The organism is Paraburkholderia sp. BR10882 (assembly GCF_040948855.1).
In the GTDB taxonomy this organism is placed as follows: Bacteria; Pseudomonadota; Gammaproteobacteria; order Burkholderiales; family Burkholderiaceae; genus Paraburkholderia; species Paraburkholderia nodosa_A.
Window position 1 is genome coordinate 24,778 of record NZ_JBFPKP010000028.1, and the last position, 24,808, is coordinate 49,585.

25 protein-coding genes and 1 pseudogene are annotated in these 24,808 nt (G+C 57.8%); 4 read left to right on the forward strand and 22 right to left on the reverse strand.

The genetic code is table 11. The features are described from left to right. Nucleotides 1–14 precede the first annotated feature (14 nt). On the forward strand, nt 15–629 hold the full coding sequence (locus AB3X99_RS37220; protein ID WP_368619800.1) for a tyrosine-type recombinase/integrase: 615 nt from the start codon (nt 15–17) through the stop codon (nt 627–629). Between the two features lie 280 nt (nt 630–909). Here the strand turns inward: AB3X99_RS37220 and AB3X99_RS37225 are convergent, their stop codons facing one another. The 7 genes and pseudogenes from AB3X99_RS37225 to AB3X99_RS37255 all read right to left on the reverse strand — a co-directional run bounded on the left by AB3X99_RS37225 (nt 910) and on the right by AB3X99_RS37255 (nt 5,999). Further along, the gene (locus AB3X99_RS37225; RefSeq protein WP_368619801.1) at nt 910–1,383 is read right to left on the reverse strand and encodes a hypothetical protein; all 474 of its coding nucleotides are present in this window, start codon (nt 1,381–1,383) and stop codon (nt 910–912) included. Nucleotide 1,384: 1 nt separating this feature from the next. Continuing rightward, complete coding sequence (locus AB3X99_RS37230) at nt 1,385–1,912, reverse strand: hypothetical protein (RefSeq protein ID WP_368619802.1); 528 nt, start codon at nt 1,910–1,912, stop codon at nt 1,385–1,387. 61 nt (nt 1,913–1,973) lie between these two features. Beyond that, nucleotides 1,974–2,858, reverse strand: coding sequence for a hypothetical protein (locus AB3X99_RS37235; protein ID WP_368619803.1), 885 nt, complete (start codon nt 2,856–2,858; stop codon nt 1,974–1,976). Between the two features lie 17 nt (nt 2,859–2,875). Continuing rightward, nucleotides 2,876–3,703, reverse strand: a complete 828-nt coding sequence (locus AB3X99_RS37240) for a hypothetical protein (protein ID WP_368619804.1) — start codon at nt 3,701–3,703, stop codon at nt 2,876–2,878. A 215-nt stretch (nt 3,704–3,918) separates the two neighbouring features. Beyond that, nucleotides 3,919–4,099: pseudogene (locus AB3X99_RS37245) on the reverse strand (IS5/IS1182 family transposase); the annotation flags it as partial. A 140-nt stretch (nt 4,100–4,239) separates the two neighbouring features. Beyond that, nucleotides 4,240–5,250, reverse strand: coding sequence for a hypothetical protein (locus tag AB3X99_RS37250; protein ID WP_368619805.1), 1,011 nt, complete (start codon nt 5,248–5,250; stop codon nt 4,240–4,242). A 149-nt stretch (nt 5,251–5,399) separates the two neighbouring features. After that, nucleotides 5,400–5,999, reverse strand: coding sequence for a hypothetical protein (locus AB3X99_RS37255; RefSeq protein WP_368619806.1), 600 nt, complete (start codon nt 5,997–5,999; stop codon nt 5,400–5,402). 427 nt (nt 6,000–6,426) lie between these two features. On the opposite strand from AB3X99_RS37255, the gene AB3X99_RS37260 reads away from it, so the two are divergent. Continuing rightward, complete coding sequence (locus tag AB3X99_RS37260) at nt 6,427–6,804, forward strand: HigA family addiction module antitoxin (RefSeq protein ID WP_368619807.1); 378 nt, start codon at nt 6,427–6,429, stop codon at nt 6,802–6,804. A gap of 18 nt (nt 6,805–6,822) precedes the next feature. On the opposite strand, the gene AB3X99_RS37265 is transcribed toward AB3X99_RS37260, so the two are convergent. Genes AB3X99_RS37265 through AB3X99_RS37275 form a run of 3 tightly spaced genes read right to left on the reverse strand, consistent with a single transcriptional unit; the run spans nt 6,823 to nt 7,785 of the window. Continuing rightward, nucleotides 6,823–7,092 (reverse strand): type II toxin-antitoxin system RelE/ParE family toxin, encoded by a 270-nt coding sequence (locus tag AB3X99_RS37265; protein ID WP_368619808.1) that lies wholly within the window; start codon nt 7,090–7,092, stop codon nt 6,823–6,825. Beyond that, complete coding sequence (locus tag AB3X99_RS37270) at nt 7,089–7,568, reverse strand: hypothetical protein (RefSeq protein WP_368619809.1); 480 nt, start codon at nt 7,566–7,568, stop codon at nt 7,089–7,091. Before AB3X99_RS37270 ends, AB3X99_RS37265 begins: the two co-directional genes overlap by 4 nt. After that, a complete protein-coding gene (locus AB3X99_RS37275) occupies nt 7,549–7,785 on the reverse strand; it encodes a hypothetical protein (protein WP_368619810.1) in 237 nt (78 codons plus the stop codon). The genes AB3X99_RS37270 and AB3X99_RS37275 overlap by 20 nt, the downstream gene beginning before the upstream one ends. A gap of 852 nt (nt 7,786–8,637) precedes the next feature. On the opposite strand from AB3X99_RS37275, the gene AB3X99_RS37280 reads away from it, so the two are divergent. Both AB3X99_RS37280 and AB3X99_RS37285 read left to right on the forward strand, forming a co-directional pair. After that, nucleotides 8,638–9,039: a hypothetical protein gene (locus AB3X99_RS37280; protein WP_368619811.1), complete on the forward strand. Its 402-nt coding sequence runs from the start codon at nt 8,638–8,640 to the stop codon at nt 9,037–9,039. Between the two features lie 719 nt (nt 9,040–9,758). Beyond that, nucleotides 9,759–10,745, forward strand: a complete 987-nt coding sequence (locus AB3X99_RS37285) for a hypothetical protein (RefSeq protein ID WP_368619812.1) — start codon at nt 9,759–9,761, stop codon at nt 10,743–10,745. A gap of 279 nt (nt 10,746–11,024) precedes the next feature. Here the strand turns inward: AB3X99_RS37285 and AB3X99_RS37290 are convergent, their stop codons facing one another. From AB3X99_RS37290 to AB3X99_RS37345, 12 genes are all read right to left on the reverse strand, one after another. Further along, entirely contained in the window at nt 11,025–11,252 is a 228-nt protein-coding gene (locus AB3X99_RS37290) for a hypothetical protein (RefSeq protein WP_368619813.1), read from the reverse strand. A 196-nt stretch (nt 11,253–11,448) separates the two neighbouring features. Beyond that, entirely contained in the window at nt 11,449–11,742 is a 294-nt protein-coding gene (locus tag AB3X99_RS37295; RefSeq protein ID WP_368603073.1) for a TM2 domain-containing protein, read from the reverse strand. 54 nt (nt 11,743–11,796) lie between these two features. Then, complete coding sequence (locus AB3X99_RS37300) at nt 11,797–12,588, reverse strand: hypothetical protein (protein WP_368619814.1); 792 nt, start codon at nt 12,586–12,588, stop codon at nt 11,797–11,799. Beyond that, nucleotides 12,585–13,379, reverse strand: coding sequence for a tetratricopeptide repeat protein (locus tag AB3X99_RS37305; RefSeq protein WP_368619815.1), 795 nt, complete (start codon nt 13,377–13,379; stop codon nt 12,585–12,587). The genes AB3X99_RS37300 and AB3X99_RS37305 overlap by 4 nt, the downstream gene beginning before the upstream one ends. A gap of 40 nt (nt 13,380–13,419) precedes the next feature. Next, nucleotides 13,420–16,437 (reverse strand): tubulin-like doman-containing protein, encoded by a 3,018-nt coding sequence (locus tag AB3X99_RS37310; protein WP_368619816.1) that lies wholly within the window; start codon nt 16,435–16,437, stop codon nt 13,420–13,422. Nucleotides 16,438–16,476: 39 nt separating this feature from the next. After that, nucleotides 16,477–17,412, reverse strand: coding sequence for a DUF4384 domain-containing protein (locus AB3X99_RS37315; RefSeq protein ID WP_368619817.1), 936 nt, complete (start codon nt 17,410–17,412; stop codon nt 16,477–16,479). Nucleotides 17,413–17,457: 45 nt separating this feature from the next. Continuing rightward, a complete protein-coding gene (locus AB3X99_RS37320) occupies nt 17,458–18,774 on the reverse strand; it encodes a caspase family protein (protein WP_368619818.1) in 1,317 nt (438 codons plus the stop codon). A gap of 106 nt (nt 18,775–18,880) precedes the next feature. Continuing rightward, nucleotides 18,881–19,633: a hypothetical protein gene (locus tag AB3X99_RS37325; protein WP_368603079.1), complete on the reverse strand. Its 753-nt coding sequence runs from the start codon at nt 19,631–19,633 to the stop codon at nt 18,881–18,883. A gap of 910 nt (nt 19,634–20,543) precedes the next feature. After that, a complete protein-coding gene (locus AB3X99_RS37330) occupies nt 20,544–21,008 on the reverse strand; it encodes a hypothetical protein (RefSeq protein ID WP_368619833.1) in 465 nt (154 codons plus the stop codon). A 296-nt stretch (nt 21,009–21,304) separates the two neighbouring features. Further along, nucleotides 21,305–21,685 (reverse strand): hypothetical protein, encoded by a 381-nt coding sequence (locus AB3X99_RS37335; RefSeq protein ID WP_368619819.1) that lies wholly within the window; start codon nt 21,683–21,685, stop codon nt 21,305–21,307. A 202-nt stretch (nt 21,686–21,887) separates the two neighbouring features. After that, nucleotides 21,888–22,520 (reverse strand): response regulator transcription factor, encoded by a 633-nt coding sequence (locus tag AB3X99_RS37340; protein WP_368619820.1) that lies wholly within the window; start codon nt 22,518–22,520, stop codon nt 21,888–21,890. Further along, nucleotides 22,517–24,232, reverse strand: a complete 1,716-nt coding sequence (locus tag AB3X99_RS37345; protein WP_368619821.1) for a CHASE domain-containing protein — start codon at nt 24,230–24,232, stop codon at nt 22,517–22,519. Before AB3X99_RS37345 ends, AB3X99_RS37340 begins: the two co-directional genes overlap by 4 nt. Nucleotides 24,233–24,808: the final 576 nt, after the last annotated feature.

Consider the following 24,808-nt stretch of genomic DNA (forward strand, 5'->3'; position numbering starts at 1 on the left):
TTTGGGGGTCTGTCATGAAGACCGAACAAGCCCGTGAGGCATGGAACAAAGGAAAGCTCATCGGCCAAAAGCCTCCGCTGAGGCCAAAAGACGTCTGGGCCATCAGGATCCACCTCCAGAACGCCCACGCAGTCCGTGATCTCGCTTTGTTTAACCTGGCCATCGACAGCAAGCTGCGCGGCTGTGACCTTGTCAGTCTGAGAGTTCGCGACGTCATTCACGGCAATCAGGTATTGCCCCGGGCGCTGGTCGTTCAGCAAAAGACCCGGCGACCCGTACAGTTTGAACTGACGGAGCCGACCCGATCGGCCGTTGGAGCTTGGCTCGAGAAGGCCTCGCTGAGGCCGGAGCAATGTCTTTTCCCGAGTCGACTTTCGGCGTATCCGCACATTTCGACGCGGCAATACGCCCGGATCGTACATCAATGGGCAGCCGCGGCGGGGCTTGACCCAACCGCTTATGGCACTCATTCGATGCGTCGCACCAAAGTGACGTTGATTTACAAGCGCACAAAGAATCTCAGGGCTGTCCAACTGCTGCTTGGTCGCAGCAAGCTCGAAAGCACAGTGCGCTACCTCGGGATCGAAGTTGACGATGCCCTGGAGATATCCGAGCAGACTGAAATCTAGCGGGACACGCCGCACGGACTGAATTTGAGTTCGTGCGGCTGCTTTTAGGCGCTCCTCCGTCCGCGCGAAACCGGCCACAACCTGCCGTTCAGCGAACTGGGAGACTTGACATTGGAACGTCTGCATCACTCTGGAAGCTGACAGACAGCTACGTTCGCCCAAACAAGCGGACTTGCATGCTTACGCTGAGCAGTTACCATGCTCTATACGGTCTAAGGAATTGTCCGCTTGAAGAATTACGGCCAATATCAAGCGAGGGCGCCATCGTCTTTGGGGCTGGTTAGCTCAAAGCCTGCTTGACTTTTCTTCCAGCTTTTTGGATGTTTGGCGACTGCTTCATAGCATTAAAGTAAAAGGTAGTGATGATTTGTGCCGCGTCCTCTGGTTTCATCTTGACCAAGAAGACGCGGAGTGTTTCGATTGTGGTTTTTTCAAGCCAAAGTCGCCTCAGCCATGAAACGATCGTCAGCATGGAGAGAAGATCCCCGCCGGTCAATGTGGAAAAATACGCCAAGTTATTTCGATAGATGAAGATTAACGCCGTAAAGATAAAAAAGATGATCAACAGCGTGGCGATAGCAGCAATTAGTGCTACGTCGGCGAGGCGCTGCGTTTTGTCGAAACGTTGAAGAAGAAATTTACTGTCTTCGTCAGTGATTTCGCGCCTGCTCTCATCCAGGTCCAGCGGCGAATTTTGCCCGATTTGAGTCAGATATGCTTCAATGTCCGATCGACCCGATATAACGCCTACCATGTTATCCTCGCCAATTAATAAACGCCTGACTTACCTCAACGGTTGCATCTAAATAGTTGCGATTTCCAGACGCCAGCAAACGAAAAAGACATAAAAAATATAGCCACCACATTTCCGGATCCGCCTTAACCGGAATATGCCTGACAGTACAGTTCTGTCTATCTCTCGATAGCCGTTCAATCAGGAACATCGGTCTGCACACGCAAATATCAAAAATTCCGAAAAAATCCTGCGGAACGCATCGAACTATTTCCTCGGCATCAACAAGTCTACCGTGCATTTCGACCGATCGCCCCGCCCAATGCGAAAAAATCACGACAACGACTACCGTTTTATCCAAAAATATCAGTCGCAATTCCTCGATATCTAAATTCTTTATTATTTTAACTCCGAGCCCACTCAATTCATCCGAGAAAACGTTTAACTGACTCGCCAATTGCGTTTCATACTGAGACCATCCACCTAGGTATTTTGAAGCATATGCCGCAGGGCCAGCTTTCAGACTTTCGTCAAACTCTGCCTCGGACATAGGCAAGCCGAATGCAACAACACAGTCGGCCGGCCGCACTATCTCTGACAGGCGGCTTACTTTAGGTGGCAGAGACATATTCTTCGATCAGTTTATCCAACAGTGCCAACGTATTGTTTCCAAACTGATCGACAAATCGTGCTTGTATGTCCTCTGGCCTCATCTGCGGATACTTCTTTCGGAGATCCGAGACCAAATGCACCAACACAAGAGCAGCATTTTGATCCGGCTGTCTGTTTTGCGTATAAAGATCTCTCAAAATCAAACGGGCCGCATCTGAGTTGGCTTCGCTCTTGAAGAATAATTCGAGAAAGCACCGTTGCACTTTACCTCCTACTTCCCTTACAAAAGACAACACAATTTTAAACCAGCCTCTCTGCTCACCAGTCGAAACGAGAACCGGATCGGACACCTTCTCGATCTTATATTTTGTGGAAAAAAAATCTGAAGCGAATACCTGAAAATCTTCTCGCGGGTTTCCATCTATGATTCGAAGATCAGCTTTCCCTTTGACAGCCGCCCATCTAATTTTGAATGTAGCCTGAATTTGTAGTTGTTTTCCGACCGGCAAGCCTTCGAAACTTGCAAAAACAACGTCAGCATTTTTACTATAGGCGTCAATCGCATCCGCCGCCGCCAACAAATCGGCCCCTTCGTAAATTGGCTGACTTTCACCTGCAAAGACAGAATATTTTTTATTTTCAAACAATCCATCGATATGGATCACGACTGCTTTTGCAAGATCATTGGATCTATTAAATAATTTTAATTGCGCATCTAATATCGAAGATGCTGCTGGTTTAGGTTCATCTCCAGTTTTCCCTGCGATGTCATTCGTTAGAACCTGAGAGCAGGCATCATCTTTTGCTGTCGAAATACCTCCATACAGAAACAGCATGGAGGTTACAAGAAAGAAGCCGATAGACTTCAAAATTAACTTAGCCATTTCTAACCCAATACTAACTAATGACAATAGGCAGCGCGAATTTGCTCTGTGGGATCGCCCCCAGCTTCAGGAAAAATAGGCACCAAGGCATCGCGATCTGCAGCAAAATTCTGCACAAGTATTTTGCTCTTTTGAGGATCCGATTTTACTAAAGTAGCTCCTGCACGATATCCGAGAGTGGCTATAATGTTCGCTAGCGCTTGAGTCGAGAAATAGGTATTTTCTTCAGCATCGTCCCAAACTTGAATCGGAGCAACGCGCGTGTTAAATACTTTACGAACCGCATCTGCTTGTTGAGCTGCTGCCTCGTATTTTCCTTCCTTGTATAGTGTTCGGATGTACCACATGTTCCCCCACAGAAGCACCTGATTTTTATCCCATCCATTTCTGATTTTATAGATTCTTAACGTGACACGATCGTCATTGGTTAAAGAGCGATCAGTGTCAGCTTTCCCACTAATGTGCTCACTTAGGACGGTCAGTCTGCTTTCATATTCCGAGTCAGGCATCGCACTTACTGAACTTTGCTCTCTGCGAAAAAGCTCAGTTAAGTTGTCGAGATCAGATTTTAGTGCAGTGGAGTTTGCGTGCAAAAATGCGTCTTCCCCGCCCGGGAAGCCCTGGCTATACGCTTTTAAACAGGCCCGCTGTTTATGAATTGCCGACCAGCTTTCCTTGGATAGGGCGATTTTCTTTAACCCACCCGATATTGCCGCATCGTGTTGAATCAAGCCAGCTGGGCGCAAACTTTTGCATAATTCTGTCTGTATCGGCGTCTGTCCGAAGCAGATTGAGGAATTGAATAAAATAAGGCTGAAAACGAGGAAACTATAGTTCAAATTCATATCAGCCTCCCGTCGCAGTTACTATCCTAGGATGGTCAACTTTATATTTCCAATTGGCATGATGAATCGTAGACTATCCGGTACGAAAAGCTAGGTTCGGCAGCGAACAGTCGCCACACCTTCTAGCTTGACGGAAAACAATTATCGATTATTATTGATAGAATTTGCTTAGAACTATTTATCAAATGCTGCCGTGCGGAAAGACGCTGCGGCGTCATACCGTTTTCAACGGTTGTGAGCCCACGTATTGCGCGCTTGCCGGCGGGCCAGCGATATTCGTCTTTCGTTGGAACGTAGACGAAGTCGCGCGTGGTAAAGAGTCCCTTGTTGCTTGACTTTGGAGTGAATGGCTTCGGGAACTACACCCGTGTTCCCGGCCAATTCGCATGTGCGGATAACCGAATGGCGGTTGCGCACCGGAAGCAGCCCTAAATATTGTGCATGCTTGAAGGGCCGTTCTGGGTGGCAACAGCCCGATGCGGCGGTCGGTAGCCGGCCAAGGCTTGGTTAACCGATCCCTGCGACCGGCATGATGTTCAATGCACGTGGTCGGCCGCTTGCCAGATCGTGGCGAGCTGAGCGTGACCGTGCGAACGGGCCTGGACCGCTGACGCTAAAGCGGTGTGCAGCGGAGGTAGCACGGCGTTGTACGCGGCGACGGCGCGCGACAGCGCTTTGCACGGTCCCATGTCCGGGATCACGTCGCCCACCTTGACGGTGCTTCCGTCCAGGCAGGTGCCACGCCACTGGGCGATGCGGGCGTTGAGGGCGTTTTCCGCCGAGGTCTCCTCGTTCTGGGCGCGGTCGAGGTTGTCGTCCACGATCGAAATCTGGGACTTGTCGACGCTCATCTGACCGACGATGACCCCGGCCTGGCCTTGCGCGACACCGTTGCCGGTGGCTTCGAGGCGCTGGGCGCGATCGAGCTTCGCCTGCTCAACCGTCACTGCGTGCTCGTAGTAGGTCTGGGCCCGGGGCAGGCGTTCGAGATGCTGGTGCGCGCTCGCGACGAAACTATTGATGCTGTCGGTGAGGGCGTTGACTTGGCGGTTGATCTGATCGACGCGTTGACCCCGTTGGCGCGCGGCGATGATCGGCTGGCCTGCTTGGTTGAGCAGGACGACCACCGCGTCGAAGTCAGAGGGCTGGCCCTTAGTGAAGTGCTCGATGCCGGTCTGGGCGCCATTGGCCACCGTGAGGTCGATCCCGTCGCCCGTCACGGACCCGCTGAAGTTCTGCCCGATAGGCAGGGGTGTCGCTAGGACGGTAAGCGTGATGCTGTTCCCGTCGACCGACCCGGACACGTTGGTGCTGCTTGACGAAAGAGTGCCGTCGTTGTTCAGCCCGGTGTGGCGGATCGTGCCGGTGAAGTGGTGGTCGGGGGTCTCGGTGATTTGGAGGAGGTCCGCTTGGTTGCCGGCGTGGGACACGTACGACCCGGACACGGAGCGGTCACCGCACCCGGCGAGGAGCAAGGTGCTGCCCACGATCGCCATCAGGCACGTGGCCAGGCGTTCGCCATGGCGTCCACGATGTTGCTCCTTCATCCCCGGCCCCCGTCTGTTTCTCGCATGTTGTGGCGACAGTATAGCGACAGCGCCGGAGCGCCGGGCGGAGCAGCGTGGGGATTGCCTTGATGCGCAGATACCGACGAGTCGTCAGCGTCTGCAACGCAGGGCCCGATGGGCCCACCTGATCAGTGGGTGCGGAAGGTATTCCATGTGTCGGTGTCGAAGTGCATCGACGCCATCACCTCAAACAGGTACAGCTCGAGGTCGTTGTCGATCTGGACGAACGCGACCGACATCTCGCGCAGACGGCCCTGGGCGGTCAGGAAGACCTCGCGGAACTGGTCGTCCTTCATGGCCTGATCGCGCTTCATTTCGTGAGGGAAGTCCTCGCTGGCCATTTTGTAGACCAAGCTCGCGGTGAAGTGGGATTCGAAGTTGAGGTGCTGCACCAGGCGTTTAACGACTCCGCGGGAGATCCCAACGTACACCGGGCGGTCAACGTCTGTGAACACATAGCATCCGGGGAAGTCGGTGCTATGCCCGAGCTTGGTCAACAGCTCGCGCCGGGCGCTCTTGAATCCCACGAAGGTGGTGGCCGGCATCGGCGATTGCAGCGCGGTCTTCAACCTTTCCAGGTGAGCGGGCAGGACCGTGGCGGCAAGTTCGTCGAATGTGTGGGTGCAGTTGTCGATCGGCATCGAGGTAATAAGCGGGTGGAGGAGGCGCTGATCATAACCGGGGATTCCGGGTAGATTTTTGGTGCGCACCGAAAGCGGTGCGTACACCACCGGATCTCCGCGGAGGCGGCCGCGAATACACCAAACGCGCCGCGGTCACAACCGGTCCGGGGTCTAAAATAATCACCGTGGGCCCCGTGGATACAGCCGACGAGGGATGGGTGGCGGGATACAGGCCCCGGCTGCGCTCCAAGGAGCACCGATGACCCCTTCACTCCGATTCTCGCCTTCGGCAAGGCGACTCTTTGAGCGGCTCCTTCGGGTCGAAAGTATGAGTTCGCTGATGCAGGAAGCTGACGTCGGGCTGCTCGATGCAGCCACCGTCAGCATTCCGCCGCGTTGCTGACGTAGCACCAAGTGCACCTCAAAGTCCGCAATGGCCGAACTGCGGCCCCCGAGAGATCGGAGTGGATAACCGGATCGCCTCGTTAGCTGCCCCCTGGATGCCTGTCCCCGCCCGGCTTGAATACGCGAAATGGCGCGACTCAGCGCGCTGGCGCTGGCCGACGCCGCGCCACGCTCACTGAAGCCGTCAGACGCGGACAGAATGCACAACCCGGTGCATCCCGGTGCAGTCCTGCGCACATGGCTGCCGCGAGGCATGACCGTTTCACAGGCTGCAGAAGCATTGCGGATCAATCGCTGTACGCTCTCGAACCTTTTGAATGCCAACGCGGCCACTACGCCAAACATCGCGCTTCGCCTTTCCGCATGGCTCGGCACGACACCCGACGCATGGATGGGGCTGCAGGCAACGTGGGACCTGTGGCAGGCGGGGCTGCAACCGCGTCCCGATATCAAGCCGCTCGACAGGCCCGTTGCGCAGACTTCACCGCGCACGTACCGGTTCTAACCGGCGAAGGCCGCAGCCCTAGCGGCGTTGCCGCGCGTGGCGAACACGAAGGATCTGCACCCGTTCACCGGCCACGCGGTACACGACGATATAGGTAGGTATCACGACCATTTCTCGGGTCCCCCTGACGCGGCCCGTCCGGTATCGGTTCGGGTACGTCGCGAGCATGGTGGTCTTCTCGCGGATGGCCTGTCCGAGCGCGACGGCGGCGGCCGGACTGTCCTCACTCACGTAATCGATGATCGAAAGCAGCTGTTCCACTGCACGCGGCAGCCACTCGACGATCATGCGCGGCCCTTGCGCGCGGCCTTCCTCGCGGTCGCGGCAAGCTTCGCATCGAGCTGCGCCATCACCTCATCGTGCGGGACAAACGGCGTGCCGGAGCGGTCGGCCTCGGCCATCGCCTGCAGCACGTCGGCCTCGAACTCGGCCGCGTCGTCGGCCAGCTGGTTGCGCCGCCTCATGTGCGCGCTCCGGTCCGGGCGCGTCCAGGCCGGGGCCTTCGGGGCGCGCGTGTCCCACTCCTCGAGCGCGAAACGGCCGGTCGCCACGCCAAGTTCGCGCACGACCTTCAGGGCCTGGCCCGGATCGCGGAACTCGCGCCGCTCGCGGCCGTTCGAGGTCACGAGCTCGGCCACGCCCGATTCGCGGGTTTCGAGCTCGATATAGAAAGCGCCCTTCTCGGCGCGCAGGATCGCGGACAGCACCCCCCCCGCCTTCACGGCAGCGCTGGCCTGGGCGACATCAAAAAAAACACGTCGCATGATGGATTACTCCGTGATGAGTTCGGGGCGCCACGCGCACGATGGCCTCGAACTGCGCGCCATAGCCCAGCGTGTCGGGATAGGTGTGCACGCGCGAGGCGAGGCGAAACACCACGCACATGTCCTCCATGATCGTGTCATCCACGCCCCAAGCCGTCGTCAGGTCGTAGCTGCCGCACTGGCACGCGTTCCACCAGGCCAGCAGGAAACCGGCCACGCGGCGGCTCTGGCCGGTGTCGCCCTGGCGAGGTTCAGCGGGCGTTCGAGCGCCGCCTTTTCGTGTTCAAGGATCGGGGCAGGACGCATCGCGGACTCCGTGTCGGGGTAGCGGGAAAGGTCACGCCTTATTATACCCGCTTCCTCGAAATATGGTATTTCGTGGTTTTGAGGGGCGAACAAGTTATCGGCGCGCGGCGAAGCCTTGCGGCATAAGGCCTGGCGGGGCGCATCTGACATAACACCCGCATCATCATGTAAATTAACGTTCTTCCATGAGCACCTGCAACAAGTGCACTTGTCCGGAAAGTCCGCTAGATTATGCAGGGGGACGTACATTTACAGCGCTTTTTTTGCCGCAATATCCGAGCAGAGTGAAGTAGCCGGTTGACGTCTGCACTATCGATTGGTGCAGCGCAACAAAAAAGAGAGCCAACTCGGTCATGTTCGTCCACGAATACAGCAGCCCGATGCCGGGCGATTCGGATCTGGGGCAGGACCTGCTTAGCATCGCTGCCTCGCCTTCGCCTGACGGTGCGCTAGCGAGGATTGATTTTTGCAACCTGATGGGACGGGTCTATCAGGACAACGGAGCCTACGCGAATTGCTATGGCAGGCCCGTAGCCAGAAACCTGGTGATCCGGACAGGGGTTACGGTGAGCCCGCTGTGCCTGTTCAGACAGATCAGGTCCAGGGGATTTACTATGTACTTCTCGCTTGTGAACCGAGCAAACAGCAGGTTCAACGATGATGAGGTCCGTTTCCTCTACGCAGCATCCGATTTGATACCGGAACAGGAACGTGTCGACCTCGCAGTCAAACGGCACAACCACATATAGCTTGGGAGCAAATCATGGGCCCAGCCTCCGACGCATCAATCCGTGGCATTCTCGCCGCCCTGCGAGAAGACATGCGAAACAACCCTATGCTGACCCGCGCAGATTTTGAGGCCCGAGCGCTCTTCGCCGCCGTATCGGCTCTCCATGAAGCGGCCGGCCCAGACGGCATCACTGGAGCGGCACGCGAAGCGGCGGTGCGCGCCGGTGTAAGTCCCGCAGAGCTTGAAGATCTGCTTTCTGCTGAAACTGACGCCCCGGTTTCGCTCGGCACCATAGCGGCAATCGCATCCGCGTTCAAATACCGCGTGGAGTTCCAGCTTGTACCTTTGGACGCCCCGAGCGAACAGACGAATGCTCGACTGGAGCGATACCCGGAGACGGAGCCTCCGCGACATGCAATCGTCAAGCAAGTCTGACTCCATGCGAGCGATGCTCAGATTGGCGTACTTCTGGCTGGGGTGGGTCGCTTTGGTTATTGGGCTCTGGGTCGGGTATCACCAGTACCCGACCAAGCACGATAGCGTGCTCGGTCTTTTCGGATCAATTCTTCTCGTTTTACCGCCACTCCGGCAAATGCTTGTCAACCGGCTATTCAGGAATACAAACAAGATAGTGCAAGCGGCACGGTCCTCTCCAGCCTTAGCCGCTAATGAAGAGGATATCAAAAGAGATCGCGCGGATCACTACATGAAGTACACCAACAATGATCTCGCCTCGCTGATTGTCGGCGCGGCGTTGCTGTGCACCTCTTTTCTCGAGCAACTCGGCCTGGTTTGAGCTCCATTCAAAGGTCACTCAGGTACCGCGTGACCAGTGAAATGTTCCGCAGAAAGCTGGACTCCGCCAGAAACATCTGAACGTCGAGCCGCCCGCGCCGGACGGTCTCTCCCGACCTCGACGCCCCCCCTTGCTCAAAACGTATCAACTTCGTGCGTTACCGCACAAAGCGGTCGCATTCGCTCGAATCGCATCCCCGCATTTTGGCATGCTCCATCGTAAACACCGGAAACACGCAGCTAACCAACCGGAGGCCAAAATCATGCGATGCACGCAATTTCTCTCGCTCATCATTTTACTCTTTACACTGAACGGATGCGCTTTCACCGAAGCCGTCACGGCTAGCAGCCGAAAGAACATGAACAGCTATGTCACGGGCGACCAGCTTTTCGTCTACGTTATCAAAGCTGATGATGCATCATCAGGCTATAAAATAACGCAGACCGACGACAGTCCAAATTCGGCAAACGCTAAAGCAATGGTCCCGCTAAAAGCAATACTGGATACATGCCGCGGAATGAAAACACCTGATGTTGCACCCGTGGCCGGGATACTTCTGGCGGCGGCGGTATCCTGGATGGCGTCAGAGATCTCAGGCGAAATAAGCGAGTACATCGATACGGTCAAGAAGAAATATAGCCCGTCCCCGGATGCGTCAACCATCGATCTGAACGGCCTGTGGCTAAACCTTGACTCATCGAACCACGACCTGAACTTTTCTTGCGTAGTTGTGGGCATGGCTCCCGGGAAGGTACTCAAAGATGGCAAAGGCATCGACCCGTCCCAGCTACACTTCCTGCTCGTCGCCAGAATCGAACCTAGTACTGGCATTCAGCCACCCGCATTTCGTATCGTCCCGCTTTACTACATGCTCTCGATGAGCAAAGCAATGGCAACCCCGGACGACGACGGGAAATCAAAGGTGAAGGTGACCGTCGAATACGCAATATCTGCAACATCGGCGAAAGAGACCTCCAACGTCGCCGATCTAATTCTGGCTTTGCCAGCGATTCCGCTACCCGATTGCGACGCTTCCGACAACACGTGTCCGGTTCAGCCAGTTGACCTGCAAAGTCCCGGATCAAACGTGGTAGCCGCCGGTTTACCCACCAACATCGAACCCTCCCCATGGTTTTCAATCCCCCACGAAGATGGCAAAGACGCTGCCGGACAACTGTACTGCGCTCCCAAAGCCACGTGCATGCCAGCAAACCTCACGGTGACGTTGACCGAAATCGGCAATGGAAGCCCTGACTTCGACAAAGCACACAGCGAGCTTACCGATAACGCCAAAGCGCTGGCAGACACTATCAACAAGATCATCGACGCAAAGACGAGTAAGTAGCCGAGGAATTTCTCCTTCTGAGCTACCTGGTGACGAGCGGCGTGTTCCGCAGAAAGATCAGCCCGAGCAGGAACGTCGCGAATCCGAACATCGCGAGCTGTTCGCTCATCGCAACCTTGTCCTAGCCGAACCAGTGAGCGCCTGCGGCGTCATACCGAATACGGCCGTCTTCTGAGCTAACCAACTGAAGTCGTGCGGGATTTAGCGAGAAGAAGGAAATCCGCCAGCAACGTGGAAACGTCTGACGCATCAGTTGCTGTCGACTTTCCCAACTGGCGTCTACTGCGCCTGCGCGGCTGCGCGTTCCTCAGCCGCCCTCTTTGCCTTTTCTTTGGCCATATGGCGCCCAACTGCGCAACCTACGAGCGCGCCGGCAACTGCGTGATGCCCAGCTACGTGCCCGGCTACAGCACCGACTGCAGCCCCTTTAAGACATCCTGCTGCAACGGCCTGACCAGCGCCGAGGCTCAGAGAGAGTGCTATCGCCATATAGCTTGCCTTCTTCATGATTCTTTCCTTTGTCTTGTCAGAACGACAACACTTCCGTTGCACCGTTCGCCGCACTGGACGGGCCGGGGAGAAATACATCAGCTTTGAAGCCGTTCGCAGTCGTTTAAGTAAAGCGTGCGTCGAATGCCCCGCTATTCTTGACGCCCCCCCGAAATCAGCGAGATTGAGGGGTCGCGCACAGACCAAAACGACTTCAGCTTATCTGGCCTGCAAGCGCCACGTTATAGCGCCGTACAATGCCTGGCAGCATGAACGCATCGACCAATACCCAGATGCCAACGACGATCAGCAGGAAAAAACCGATGCCTGCCCACGTCGTCGCCGCGCCGACCAACGTCAGGGCAATCTGTGCGATGGCCGTCAGCGCCCTTCCCGTGTAGAACCTGTGTGCTCCGAGGTAACCCAGAAAAAACCAGAACAGAAACGCGACGCCTACACTCTTCTTCTGCGCGTCGTAAAGCATCATGTTGCGCGATGTGTCGTTCATATCTTCTCCCAAGAGGAAATCAATCGATTGTAACGGGCGTGTCTTCTGCACCGCTCATCGATAGCGGGCGACGAGTGCCTGATAGCGCACATCCTGTCGCAATGCTTCGAATTCGGGCGTTGCATCCAGTGTCGCGAATTGCCGGTAGCCGTGTTTAAACGCCTGATTCAGATGACCGATCGCGCTGTCCGCATCAGAGCGTTTCGCCGCCAGAACTGCAAGATCGTAGTCGACGAGCGGGTGTGCCGACGGAGATGCCTGGGCCTGGGACAGCAGTTTTTCGGCTTGCGCGTCTTCACCTGCCCGTAGCGCCGTCTCTGCCTGCTGCATGAGCCCCTGCGCCGTATCGTTGCTCGCAACGGTCGCCGCAGCGGCAACCTGCCTAACCTCAGCAGGCCGTGCTGCTGGCGTGATGACCGACGGCCCTACTGGGACGACCGCCTGAACGGCATGTTGCGCTGTTGCGGTGGCGACATCAGTCGTCCCTACCGGCGAATCATCTACACGCCGGTAATACACCTTTCCGATGATCGGCACGTTCACGTACACGCGATCGGGACTCACGAAATAGAGCGATATCCCCATGCCGTAGGTCGTATCGAGCACCGCCTCGTCGCCCTTGCGCTCAATGCCGTCGAGCGGGATTTTCGCGTCCACCCCCGGACTCGAGATCGCATCCTTGCTGATCACGACATCCGGGCCGAGCGGCAACTTCACGCTGTAGACCTGCATGCGCTCCGCGCGCCAGTGCCCAAGCACCGACGCACCATCGCTCCTGGAGCAGCCCGCGGCCAGCGCGAGGGGAACCATGGCGGCGATGGCCGCCAGCCGGATCGGCCGCATCACGTCGTGGCAGCGCGATACTTGCTGACGAGCGCGGTAAAGCGCGGATCGCGGCGAATGCTGTCCAGGTCCGGATCCTTGTCCATCTCGTCGAAGTACGCAAAGCCGTTGAGGAAGCTCGCCTCGAACTGCTTCAGTGCGTCGTCGGTGCGGCCCTGCTTCAGGCGCAACACGCCCAGGTTGTAGTAGACGAGCGACTGCTTCGGGTCCCGCGTCGCCGCGTCTTTGAGTTCCTTGTCGGCATCATCGAGCTTGCCTTGCGCAATGTCCGCGATGGCAACCTTGATCATCTCCTTGGTCGCGGCGTCGTTGCTGGCCGCCTCGGCCCCAGCGGCGTCACCCTGTGCGAGCTTTGCGTCTCCCGACTTGCGCAGCGCGGCGATCTCGGCTGCGCTCGGCGCAATGCCGCTTGCGGCTTGCGTAGCCGACGGTTGTGCGTCGCTTGCCGCCGCGACAGTCGCCGATGCAGGCGCGGCTGCCACTGCTACAGGCTCAGACGCCTGCATTTGCGTTTGCGCCTGGGCTGCGCTATCCGCGCCCTCAGTTGCCGCGCCGTGCGTCTTCTTGTAGTAGACGCCAGCTCCGCCGCCTGCGAGCGCCAGCGCGACAACGCCCGTCACTGCCGCAACGATCACCGGCTTGCGTGGGCCGCGCGCGGAGACAGGCTTGATCTGCTGCTCGAGCAAGGTTCCACAACCCGGGCATTTCAGGTCCTCCCCCGGCGCCCGCTCGAAAAGCTCTCCGCTGTTTGCGCGCTCGCAGTCGCCGAGCGTCGGGCACTTGTAACTCGTCATGTTGGTCCTTATGTTCTCTTTATCGTTCGGATCACCGCACTCAAGCCGGCTCGGCCGCCGCATTGGTCAAACCAACGATCTCGCGCACCAGCGGCTTCATCCGCACCAGCGCCTTGTAAGCTGGATCTTCGGTATCCTCGCCACTCTTTTCGAACTGCTCGCGAGCGAGCTTGTTGAACTGCTCAAGGAGCGCTTCCTTCTGCTCGCGATGCTTGTAGCCTGCGTCAAGACGGCGAGCGATCTCCTTCTCGATCAGCTCCTGAACTCCCGCTGCCTGGTCGCCCTCAAGCACGTCCTGCCAGGACCGACCCGCCAGTACCTTTGAGGTGGGCAGCCCGTCGCTCTCGTAGACGAAGACCCATTCCGGCTCGCCCGTGGTGCGGTTTTCGCGCAGCTTGATCATCTCGAGCAGGCGCCCGATAAGCCGGTACGGCTGCCGTTTGGCCTGGTTCGCAATTTCGGTTGCGGTACGCGCATAGAGCGGCGGCAGGTTCTTCCCGTTACCGGCGCCATGCAGCAGCCAGGATTCGTTGTAGTCACCGAGCAGGCCATCGTAATGACGCTTGAGCATCGCGAGCGGTTCAATGAACCGCACCGGCATCAGGGATGCAATTTTCATGATGACGATCTCGTTCGAGAGCTTGCCTGCCGCGACGACCGTGTCGGACGCGGGGTCCTTCTGTGCCTCGAAGAGCGCAGTCAGGTTCGCGTGGAAGTCCTTCTGGCTTTCGCATTCGGGCAGGAACACGCCGACCGTCCTCGCTGTGCCGCGCGAGCCGCCTTCGTTGCCTGCCACCATGCGGTCGACTTCGGTCTTGTTGTACTGAAGCATCGTCCCCGAGGTCTCGTAGAGACCGGAGACGAAATTCTTCAGGCCGCTGGGATTCGCGTCATACTGCTTTTGCAGACGCTCAACGATATTGACGTGCAACACCGGTGGCAGATTCTTCGAGATCTCAGCATGCGCCGACTCAACGATGCTCGCCGACGCCTGGGTGATCGTCGAGAGGATCGCCCCGAGCGACAGGCTACGGGAAAGCTTGTCGAACGAGTCCGCGTCGGTGCCGGCGAGATCGATGATCGACTGACGCACACGCTGCGTGCGCGCGGCCTGCGCCTGCTCGTCGACGACGACAGCCTTCATCACATTGGTGATGGCGTTGCGATCGAAGATGCGCTGCTGGTAGATCGCATCCGCTCCCTCAAGACGCGCGGCCTGTTCCTGACGCACTCTCTCGGTCGCAGCGGCGAGATTCTGGTGCAACTCGTCGATGAGGCCGCGCAGCGTCGTGAGACCGTCCTTGACAAACGGCAGCAGGCTGCTCGCAAAGCGCCGCCCCTCGTGGAGCGTGCGAAGCGCATACAGATCCTGATGCTGGTTCGCGATGTCCGCGAACAGCGAACTGCGCTTGTCGGTCAAATGCTGGCCAAAGAAGCCGACCTTGTTGAACTGCGTCGCCAGCTCGGCGATGCGTTGCAGGATGGCCTGTTCGGCCGCGGGCGCCTTTGCGATTTCTTCGTTGAACACGGCGAGGCGCTCGTCCAGCACCGCGAGCTGCGCATCCACGAACTGACGCAGCTGGATAAGCGAATGCGTGCCCACCTTCCACTGGCTGAACAGTTCCTTCTCGATCACCGAACAGATGTGGCGCGCCATTTCGGGACGCGCGTTGCCCTTGATCTCGTAGAACTTGCGCACGCCGCCCATGGTGCGGTACGTCTCGTCGAAAACCTTCGCGAGACGTGTATTGAGCGCGTGTGTCCAGTTGGTCTGTTCGAGCGTCTGGTCGGCCTGGATCTCCGGTGCCAGGCGGCTCACGATCTGCTTCCAGTACTCGCGCGCCGGCTTCCACATCGCGTTCTTCGCATCGTCCTCCAGGATGCCGGTCTCGAGCATCAGATGCGCGTCGCTTAGCAGCAGCTGGCGTGCGACTTCGGGTTTGCGCACCTCTGAGCCCCAGTCCTTCTGCAGAGGCTCGTCGGCATAACCTTCGCCCTGGCGAAAGTTGTTGAACATGAGCTGGCGCGTGGCCTGTTCCGCGAAGCCGTAGGCCAGAAACTCCTTGATTTCCTGCTCCGGCACCACGATGCGCTCGACGCCAAATGACAGAAACAGCTTCGCGCGTGCCTTGCCGATATCCGCTTCGCTTTCGAAATTCTTGATATCGTTCTCGCCCTTTTCCGCGCGGCCGAGCCCTTCCCACTGCTTGTTGAGCGTCTTCTGGTAGATGAACTCAGCGACAACGCGCGGAATCTCCGTGTCGACGTCGAACTGCAGGTTGTGCTCGTTGAGATTGCTCACGAGATAGCAGCCGTTGAAGTAGACGTCGTGCTCCATCGGAGAGCCGTCGAGCACATTCGCGGGATGATATTGCCCGACCGCAATCGCGTTGAGCTCGGCGAGCGCCGCGTAGCCATTCGCGTAGTAGTTCGAAAAGCCCGCCACGTCACGCACGCGCTTCGAGTCCTTCTCCGGCAGCAGCGCGTAGATGAGGATGCGGTGAAGATCCGGATTGGGATACTTGTTGCGGATAAGCGCGACAGCGTCCACGACCGATCCGCTACCGGTGCCGCCCGCAAGCCCGCAGACAACGTGAATTGTCACGCCCGTGCGGCCCGGTCCGCTTTCGAGCAGGCGCATGCGGTCCTCGACGGCCTTCACGAATTGTGGGGCATTCTGCGCGAAGACGAGGCGACCGAGCTTGCGGCGCTGCGCTGCACCCGCGATTCCCGGCTTGACGAAGCCGAAGATACTGCGCGGCTCGATCCAGTCGCGCAGGCCCGGGAACGAATCGGGATCGTCGAGCACGGGACGCACGCTGCTCGCTGTGTTGACGACGTACTGGCTGCGCGCAAGATCGATGTCCTTGCCGAGCACCTTCCATTCGTCGTGCTTGTCGAGCTCATCGGTCGACGTATCGACGTAGAGGTACTCGAAGCACGCATCCGAAGGACTGTTGCCCTGCGCATCGCGATTGCGTTCGATGGTCTTGCGCAGGTTGCGGATGATTTTTCCGCCCGAGCCGCCAAGGCCGATGATCAGATGGTTGTGTTCCATGGTCGAAGCTGTCCGTTCAGAGGTCCATGACGACGTGCGTCACTCGTGGGCGAGATTGATCTTCAGGTAGAGATTCGCGGCTTCGGGCTTCTTCGCCTGCTTGACAACGTAGGATGCGACCTGGCCACCTGCAGCAGGCGTGGCGTCGTCGCTAAAGGCGATTCCCTTGGCGGCAAACTCCTGAGTATCGTTCGCCGCTACCTTCGCGCCGCAGCCCGTATTCGTATCGGGCGCAAAGGCGATGCCCTTCGCGGCGTAACCGGTGCCAGCGTCCGCAAGACTCAGCGCCGCCGCGCCGCTCGCCCCGGTGTCCGCCGCAGCCGTCGCGGCTACAGGCGCTGCTGCGCACGAACCCGCGTCAGACGCAGTCTGCGTCAGGGGCGTCGAGACGAGATCCGGTGCGACGTGGCGCAGGCGGCGTGTGACATCACCGTGCTCGCGCTCGGGCGTGAGATAGACCATCAGCTTTTCCATACCCGGATTGCTGTCGAAAACGAACGAGCCTTTGGCCGGGAAGAAAACGACGCCCATCGCGTCGACGAAGTTGTCCTGCGACGCCTGCGGGTAGATCTGCGTTACGGTGCCGTCCGGTGCTTCATTGAGAATGTAGACGTACGAAGGCCGGTTGACCTTCACACCGAGTTGGAAGTGCTCGCCGCTCTTGAACACGCGGCGCGCCAGAACGTCTTGCGTGGTGCCGTCGTTTTCCTTGAGGCGAATGAAGTAGCTTGCGCCAATCCGGGCGACCTTCTTCTTTTGCGAGACCTTCACGATCTTGCCAGCGCCGGCCGTTTGCTGGACGCCGTCGGTCGCTGGCGCAGACGCCGCCGCGACGGCGGTTGGCGATGCGCCGGTGCCCACGGCAACTACGGCGTTGTCTTGTGCGAAGAACAGCGATTTCGCCGTGAATTCGTCTTCCGCGAAGGCGTGGGATGCAAGCACGGCCAGCGAAAGCGCGACGAGGGGATACCGCATGTCGATTCTCCTATGGACTAACGTCTGCGAGCCGAACCCGGCCGCTTACTGATAAAGATCGTTCTGCTGATCGGGAATGGTCGAGTACTGGCGCGGCGTTTGATGCTTCCCGCCGTTAAGCGCTTTTTGCGACGTGAAGGTCTGCGCGTCGCGGAACGCGGGGCCGAGTTGTCCCTTGTAGTGCGCAAGGTATGCGAACAGCGACTGGGTGAAGAACGATCCCGTGAGGGTCTGGTCGGGCGCGAGCGGACTCGTGAAGTGGCCTGACTTCGGGCCGAGCGATTCCTCCTCCGGGCTCGTCGCAGTAATGATGTTGTAGCCACTGCGACTGCGATCGATCGTCGTTCTGACCGTGCCACCTTGCGTCGCACCGCTGCCCGCATCGTCGGCGAAGTGGATCCCCTTCGCGGCATAGGCCTCGCCCGTCCACGCAGCCAGAGAAATTCCCTCGTGCTCGCTTTTGCCGCCGTTGGCACGCAGAATGTAGGCCGTGCTGTCATCGGCGATATCGTCGAGCATGTCGCCGCTATAGCAGGTGTCGATCACAACGCGCATCGTGTGGCTAGGCTTGCGTGCGAGATTCTGAACCAGCGTATCGGGCACCGAATGCGCCTGGAAATGCAGCAGGACTTCGGTGCGGTCGTTCGAGCGGACCGTGCTCTGGTCGCCCGAGTCGTAGGTCATGATTGACATCTTGCGCAGATCCCGACCGCCCGGTGTCGGTACCGGCGCGTTGCCGTGACTCGAGATGTAAATGAAAACGTCATCGTTCGGCCCAATTTCCTGGTCGAGCTTCGCAATCGCAGCCGTGATGTTCGCCTGGGTCGCGCGTTCGTTGAGCAGCGCCGTGACCTGATAACCAGCCTGTCGCAGGTAGCCCTGGACGACGACGGCATCGTCAGCGCCCAGGATGTCTGGCAGGTGGTACGGATCCGCAAAATGATTGATACCGACGACAAGCGCCCGCCGCACGGGCGTTGCCGACGCGTGCTTCTGCGCCCGCGTGTAGTCCGCGAGTGCCTGACCGGCGGCGGCCTCCCAGCGCGTGTGGTCAATCCGTTCCGGATAGATTGGCGAAGTCGACTTCAGCCCCACGATGGACTGTGTAATAAGGAATGCGGTGTCGACTTCGTCTTCGTTGCGATATTCGCCGGCGAGCTGGATTCGGCCGGTGCTATCACGCACTACCGTTGCGCCCGCAAGGCCATGTTCGCGGAACTTGACCTTGATCCGATTGACGAGTGACGGCGGAACATCGTAGCTCTTATAGGCGTTCTGGAAACCCGGCAGGCTACTGGCTGCGCATGCTGAAAGGAGCAGCGATCCGCCCAGGACCATCAGGCGCACTAGAAACGTTTTCATTGGTTGACACGTAGCAAGGCAGTCGAATGCGCGCCACCGAACCCGATGGCGCGCGCATCACCCCGTCCACAGGCGAACGCAAAACAGCGTGCAGGAACCGCGACGCTTATTCGGTGACGGTAAATTTCTGGGACGCGACGACCGGCGCTTTTTCGCCTGCGGCCACACTGAATTGCACGCGGTACACGCTGCCCGCCTTGGCATCGGGCGGAACAGGAATTCGCACAACGTCCGTCTGCTCGCCCGGCTCGAACGTGTGCTGCTCCGAAGTCTGGCCGGGGAACTTCAATTCCGTCTCCTTGCCATCGTCACCCACAACGAACAGCTTTCGCTCCACGGTAGCGGGCGTCTCGGCGCCGTCCGGCGTCATGACGATAAACGCGCTGTCGACCTCGGCCTGACCAGCGGCTTTGACCGGTCCGGCAATATTCACTGACTCAACACGCGTCACGATGCCCTGGCTGGGGCGATAGTGAATCTGCTTCTTGACGTTGTCGTAGTCCTTGGTGCGCTGGATATTCGACTCCGGCATCCAGGAGGGATTTTTTTTGTAGCAGGTATCGATCGCCGTGTAGTAGGCGGTTGCGAATCCCGCAATACCACCAGCCACACCACCAGCCACCGCGCCAATCAAGGCAGCCTTACCGGCATCCTGATTCTTGTGCGTCACAAGCATTGCAGTCAGCCCGGTGATCGCACCGATCCCCGCTCCCTTCGCCGTCGTCAGGACCTGCTCCTTCTTGACACACGAATTCAGCTCGTCGTTGGCTGATTCCTGTGCCTGAGCAACCCCGCTCGTGAACAGAACTGCCATCGCAACAGCAATACATGCCTTACCGGTCGTTTTCTCTTTTCTCATTTTTCTCTCGTTAACTTCATGGCTTGATAGAGACAGGTTACCTGCTCCGCGCAGAGCCCCAGTGCGCATTTATCAATGCCGCGCACCGTGAATTACTTCGATAGCGCGGTTCTTATGCTCGTGATTGTCGGCAGAATCCGACGGAACTTTAGCACCCCGGATGCATCATTGTGAATGATCCCAGCAATGTTCAATCTATGCGTTTTGCAACCCGCCTGATGTGTCGAATAAAAACCTTATGGCAAACGTTTTACATCCCCGATTTCTACAAACGATGTAAATATCGGCCCTTCGGATTAGCCCCCATGTCATCTACTGAAAAACTGTCCGGGCGGTCGCGTTTTCCTGAGCAGGTTAAAGCGCGACCTCCGACGCCACGCGTCGGCAATCAGAATCCCTCACACCTTTGAGACGACCCCATACAATCAGAGTCATGTGCTTATGCAGCGATGACGCGTGAAGGCACAACGACCTTCGATGTCGCCGGGACACAGCGCAAGACCGGATTCCCGCGCGACGCCGTTCGTTGGCGCATACACCAACCGCGGTGACGTCACCACCTTGCCCGCCAACTGCCCACACGCCCGGAGTTGGTTCCGTCTCGTGAAAGTCCCGGGCGGCCACCGTCTTTACGGAACGCAGCTGCACGTTGGCTGACCACTGCAACGTGAAGCGGCTGGCCAGCGACAGGTACGGAATGCCTTGTCCTCTTCGATACCTACCCTTAGGCCTTGTACAGATCGAGAGATCCTAACGGGCGAGTTAACTCAACCGCTTCCGCACCGAAGCTCTCCCCCGCTTGCAGGCTTCCATTTCTATCTTCGTCGTCGCGACATCGCGTTAATTTTGAATTCTTTACTGATGGTAGCCGCATAAACCGGAATTCCCGCCGCCGAGAGATCCCTTTTAACTAGAACCGGTCTGTCAACCTCTCCAAGAAGCCGGGTTCATCGTGCTCGGCGTTATTCATCGCATCATCAATCGCTACGCAGCAAAAGCGGGCTCCCGGTATCCGCATCGTTCCATCCGGATTTTCCAGAAACGCCTCCAGTTCCCGATATGCGTACAGATCCCGGTCGAAGGGTATGTCAATGTATATCTGTCCGCGATATCCGAAGCGCACATCCAGATGGGCGAATTCGCCACACGGATTCCATCCGATGCCCTCTGCATTCAGCCAGTCGATTATTTGCTGTCTTGCATGAAGCTCTCGCCACTCCGATACACCGACCAGCCTCCCTAAGGACCGGTCATGATTGATTCGGCGAAATTCGACAAACAAAACATCGCGTTGCTTCGATCGTGCAATCGCATCAATATGTTCAATTTCCAGTGCCATAGCGTCAATCACCTGTTCGACTTGCTGCTTACGCACATCCAACGGTCACGCGTTTGCAGGACTTGCAAACGAAATCATTGCCCGAGCACTATTGACATGCCGGAGCGTTGCTCATCCGAGAAGGCTCGTCTCGAACTGACAAGTAGAATTCAACTTCGGGTCATCCGACGTACTCTCGGATCGCTCATTGAAATGAGCACCACCCTTATACGCAAAAAAATGCCACCACGAGAACCCCGACGATCTACAGCGTTTTCTTCGACTTGATATTTTCCGTAGGTGATCTGAATGACTTTCAATGGTCGGTCTACCCTGCAACAGCACACAACTGATCACTTGCAGCGCGGGAGTGCCTCTGTGCTCCGCCAGATACTTCCCGCCTTGTCCACGAGACGCAGTTTTCCGCCTTCAAGCTTCAGGCTCAGTGCTACCTTTCCCCCTACACCATCACCCTGACAATCAAACATCCCATCCAAATGAGACGCCTCGGCAGCCGACACTTTAGTCAGCGAACATTGCGCCTCGCCGTATGACACGCTGGTCGCATCAATTTGTACGACCGACATCGCAGCCTCGGTATCCTGCGGATTCTTTGCCTTCCTGCAATCTGAAGTCGGTGCCCACTTACCCTGAAATTGGGACGGGACTTTGGCATCCGCATAGGCATTAGTAATGCAGACTGATATGGCCGCAGCCTGCAAAATCTTCTTCATTCTTTTCCCGTACATAGAAAATGGGTAGCGACGTCGCTGCGACGCACACTGCTACACCGCCTCTGGAGGTGCGATTGATTCCGGTTCCCTGGCAACTTCCAACCGAATCGGGATCCGATAGGTGAAAGGCCACTATCGTCCCGATTCTATGGTTAGGCAACCGGGCAAATCAGTCAGGGAAATACGGGAAAAAATGCGGAAACTACGGTATCAAGTTTTGGCGGTCGTTGCCGATAAGCCGCAGTCGAACCAGATCGGCAACCGATGCCACTTCAAGCTTCTCGAAGAGAGAAGCGCGATACGCCTCCACTGTTCGCAGTGACAGATGCAAGCGGTCTGCAATCGACTTGTTCTGCAAGCCGTCGCAAACGAGATCGAAGACGGACCGTTCTCGCGGTGTCAAACGGCTAATCCGTTCACGGGCCTCGTTAATCTGCTGCCGCATGCCCTGCTGTTCCCGGCCGCGATGTATCGCCGTTTGCAGGCTTTCGATCAGTGCAGTCTCGTCAACCGGCTTCGTCAGGAAATCTACAGCACCGGCCCGAAACGCGCGCCGACATTGGGCCACGTCGCCATGCCCCGTAATCAAGATGATGGGCAGACTGCATCCCATCGCAATCAACCGCTCCTGAACAGCAAACCCGTTCAACGCAGGCATACGGATATCAAGGACGACGCAACCTACCTCGTCGCCCTTAAGGTCGGCGAGGAACGCTGCCGGGTCTCCGTAGGTCTTGGATTTCAGGCCGATAGACCGAATAAGCAGCGCCAAGGCGTCACGCACCGCTGCATCATCATCGACCAGATAGACGACTGTTTCGTCGGTGGACGTCATGACGAATTCCTTGTTTCCCTGATCGGCAAGATCAATTGAAATTCAGCGCCGAACGACATTGACGGGTTTTCGATCACAGTTCCCCCGTAGGTTTCCGCAATGGACTGGCAAATAGTCAAGCCAAGTCCCATTCCGTCGGCCTTGCTGGTGTGGAAAGGGTGGAACAGCATCTTACGCACGTCTTCGGAGATGCCCGGCCCGGTATCGCGCACAAGTAAGGTTACCGCCCGCTCGTCATGCTTCAGCGCCAGCGACATGACGCGACCGCCTGCGGGCATAGAATCCATCGCCTCAACCGCATTGCGGATGAGGTTGAGCACTACCTGCTCTATCTGCACGCTATCTGCAAGCACATCCGGAATCTGCTCCGGCATATCGACGTTGACCACCACCGAGCCCTGCCTTAGCCACGGCTCGGCCAATGAGAGCGCACTCTCCACGACCTTCCGCACATCCAACGGAAGAACCTGAGCCGGGCGCTTGCTGACAAATGCTCGCAGTCGCACAATGATATCGGCCGCCCGCTTTGCCTGACCGGTCATTGATTTCATGGCACCTTCGATTGCCACGAGATCCGGGTTCGATTCATGCAGCATGCGAACACATGCCTGGTTGTAGCTAAGAATTGCTGCCAATGGCTGGTTTAGCTCATGGGCGATTCCCGAGGCCATTTCGCCCATCGTGTGCAAGCGGGCGACCTGCGCTTGCTCTTCCCGCAGATACATGTGTCGCTCAGTTTCTCGCGCGATCCGCCTGCTTACGATCTGCTGCTGATAGATGACGAGCGCGAGCAGGCTAATCACGAAGGTAACAATCAGCGCCAGCACGACCGGCAACACGGGAATGACCTCCGCCCCAAGCTGCCGCCGCGTTTCGAACACGAATGGCTGTGTCTGGCTCGGGAGTGTTTTTCGATACACGAATTCCGGCGTGAACCGCCTGATCCACGCGGGAACAGGTTTCGCGTCCACGCGATCGATGATCCCGTCCGGCTGGTCGTAGCCAAAGCCCTGTTCGTAGATACGCATCGAGACCAACGGCGACGGCACTTCGTTGCGGCTCAAAAATTTTCCGGTGTGGATCAACATCGACACCACCCGGCTCGCAAGACGCGGCCTCGATGCCAGATCATCGGGCACGTGGGCATAGACGGCTTTAAAGATCAGGTAGGCCCTTCCGCCCTCATACAGATCGAATGGCGCAGAGATTGACGGCTTTCCGGTACGGATGGCCTCGTCGATGGCTGCCCGGAATTTGTTGTCGGCATAGACATCGAGGCCGAGAACGGGAAGAGCCTCGTGGGCCTGCGGCTCCATGAATGTGATCGGGTAATAAGTCGGACGCCCTGACACTGGATGCCAGTGTCGCTCTCCGCCGTATCCGTAGTCCTTGACGTAGAACTGCGGGTAAATCGCCTTTCTCGCCCATGCCTCGAACCGCGAAAGATCAGATTCTTCTACACGCGGCTGCAGTTCAATCATGTAGATGTGCGGATATCGCGCCAGCATTTGCCGTGAATAATCCCTCAGGCCCGCCGACTCAACGCCGGGAAACGTGTGCAGCATGGAGTCAATGCCGGCCAGTACTGCCTCGTTCTGATCGAGGCGCTGGCGAATGATTTCGTATGTGGCTTCGCTCTGAGCCGCGAAGTCCCGTCGTAGCCGGGAAGTCTCGGACAGAACCAACACACCGACGATCACAAGTGCACTCACGAGCCAAAGCACGAACGCGGCGAGTATCAAACGAACGGAACGGCTATGACGAGCGATTAGCAAGATGATGGCGAAGCGGAGAATGGGCTAAGGCGGCCATTCTAAGAGGAAGCGAAGCCGTGCGGAAAGCAATGGTTGGTGCGACCTCAATGTGCGGGTACTACGGTAGAGACGCACGGCAATCCACACTACCCAGTGGCGCCTCGGTGCGGTACTTCTTTGCATGCCATTCCGAGGCACAACAAGACGGTCGCGCTTGCACGAAGTCGATTTCGCTACGGGGACTTCACGCGTAGTCCACAGGCTCCTCCCGACGCCCTGGCGATCAGGTGCGCCGGGGCGCCGTCGACCTCGGATACAGTACGTCAGCGCGCTTACTGTGATGTTCCGGCGACTCTTTGGCGCGTCGCCACAGCGATGTATGTCGTCCAGTGGTGAATAGTCGCTTCGCAGATACCACCTTGTGGAGCCGTCCCTCGCCCCCCATCGCTGAACGTCCGCAAAAGCCGGAGACTATCGTTGAATGACCTGTCGCCCTCACATACCCGCCCTTAGGCCAACCACGGCTCGAGGGAT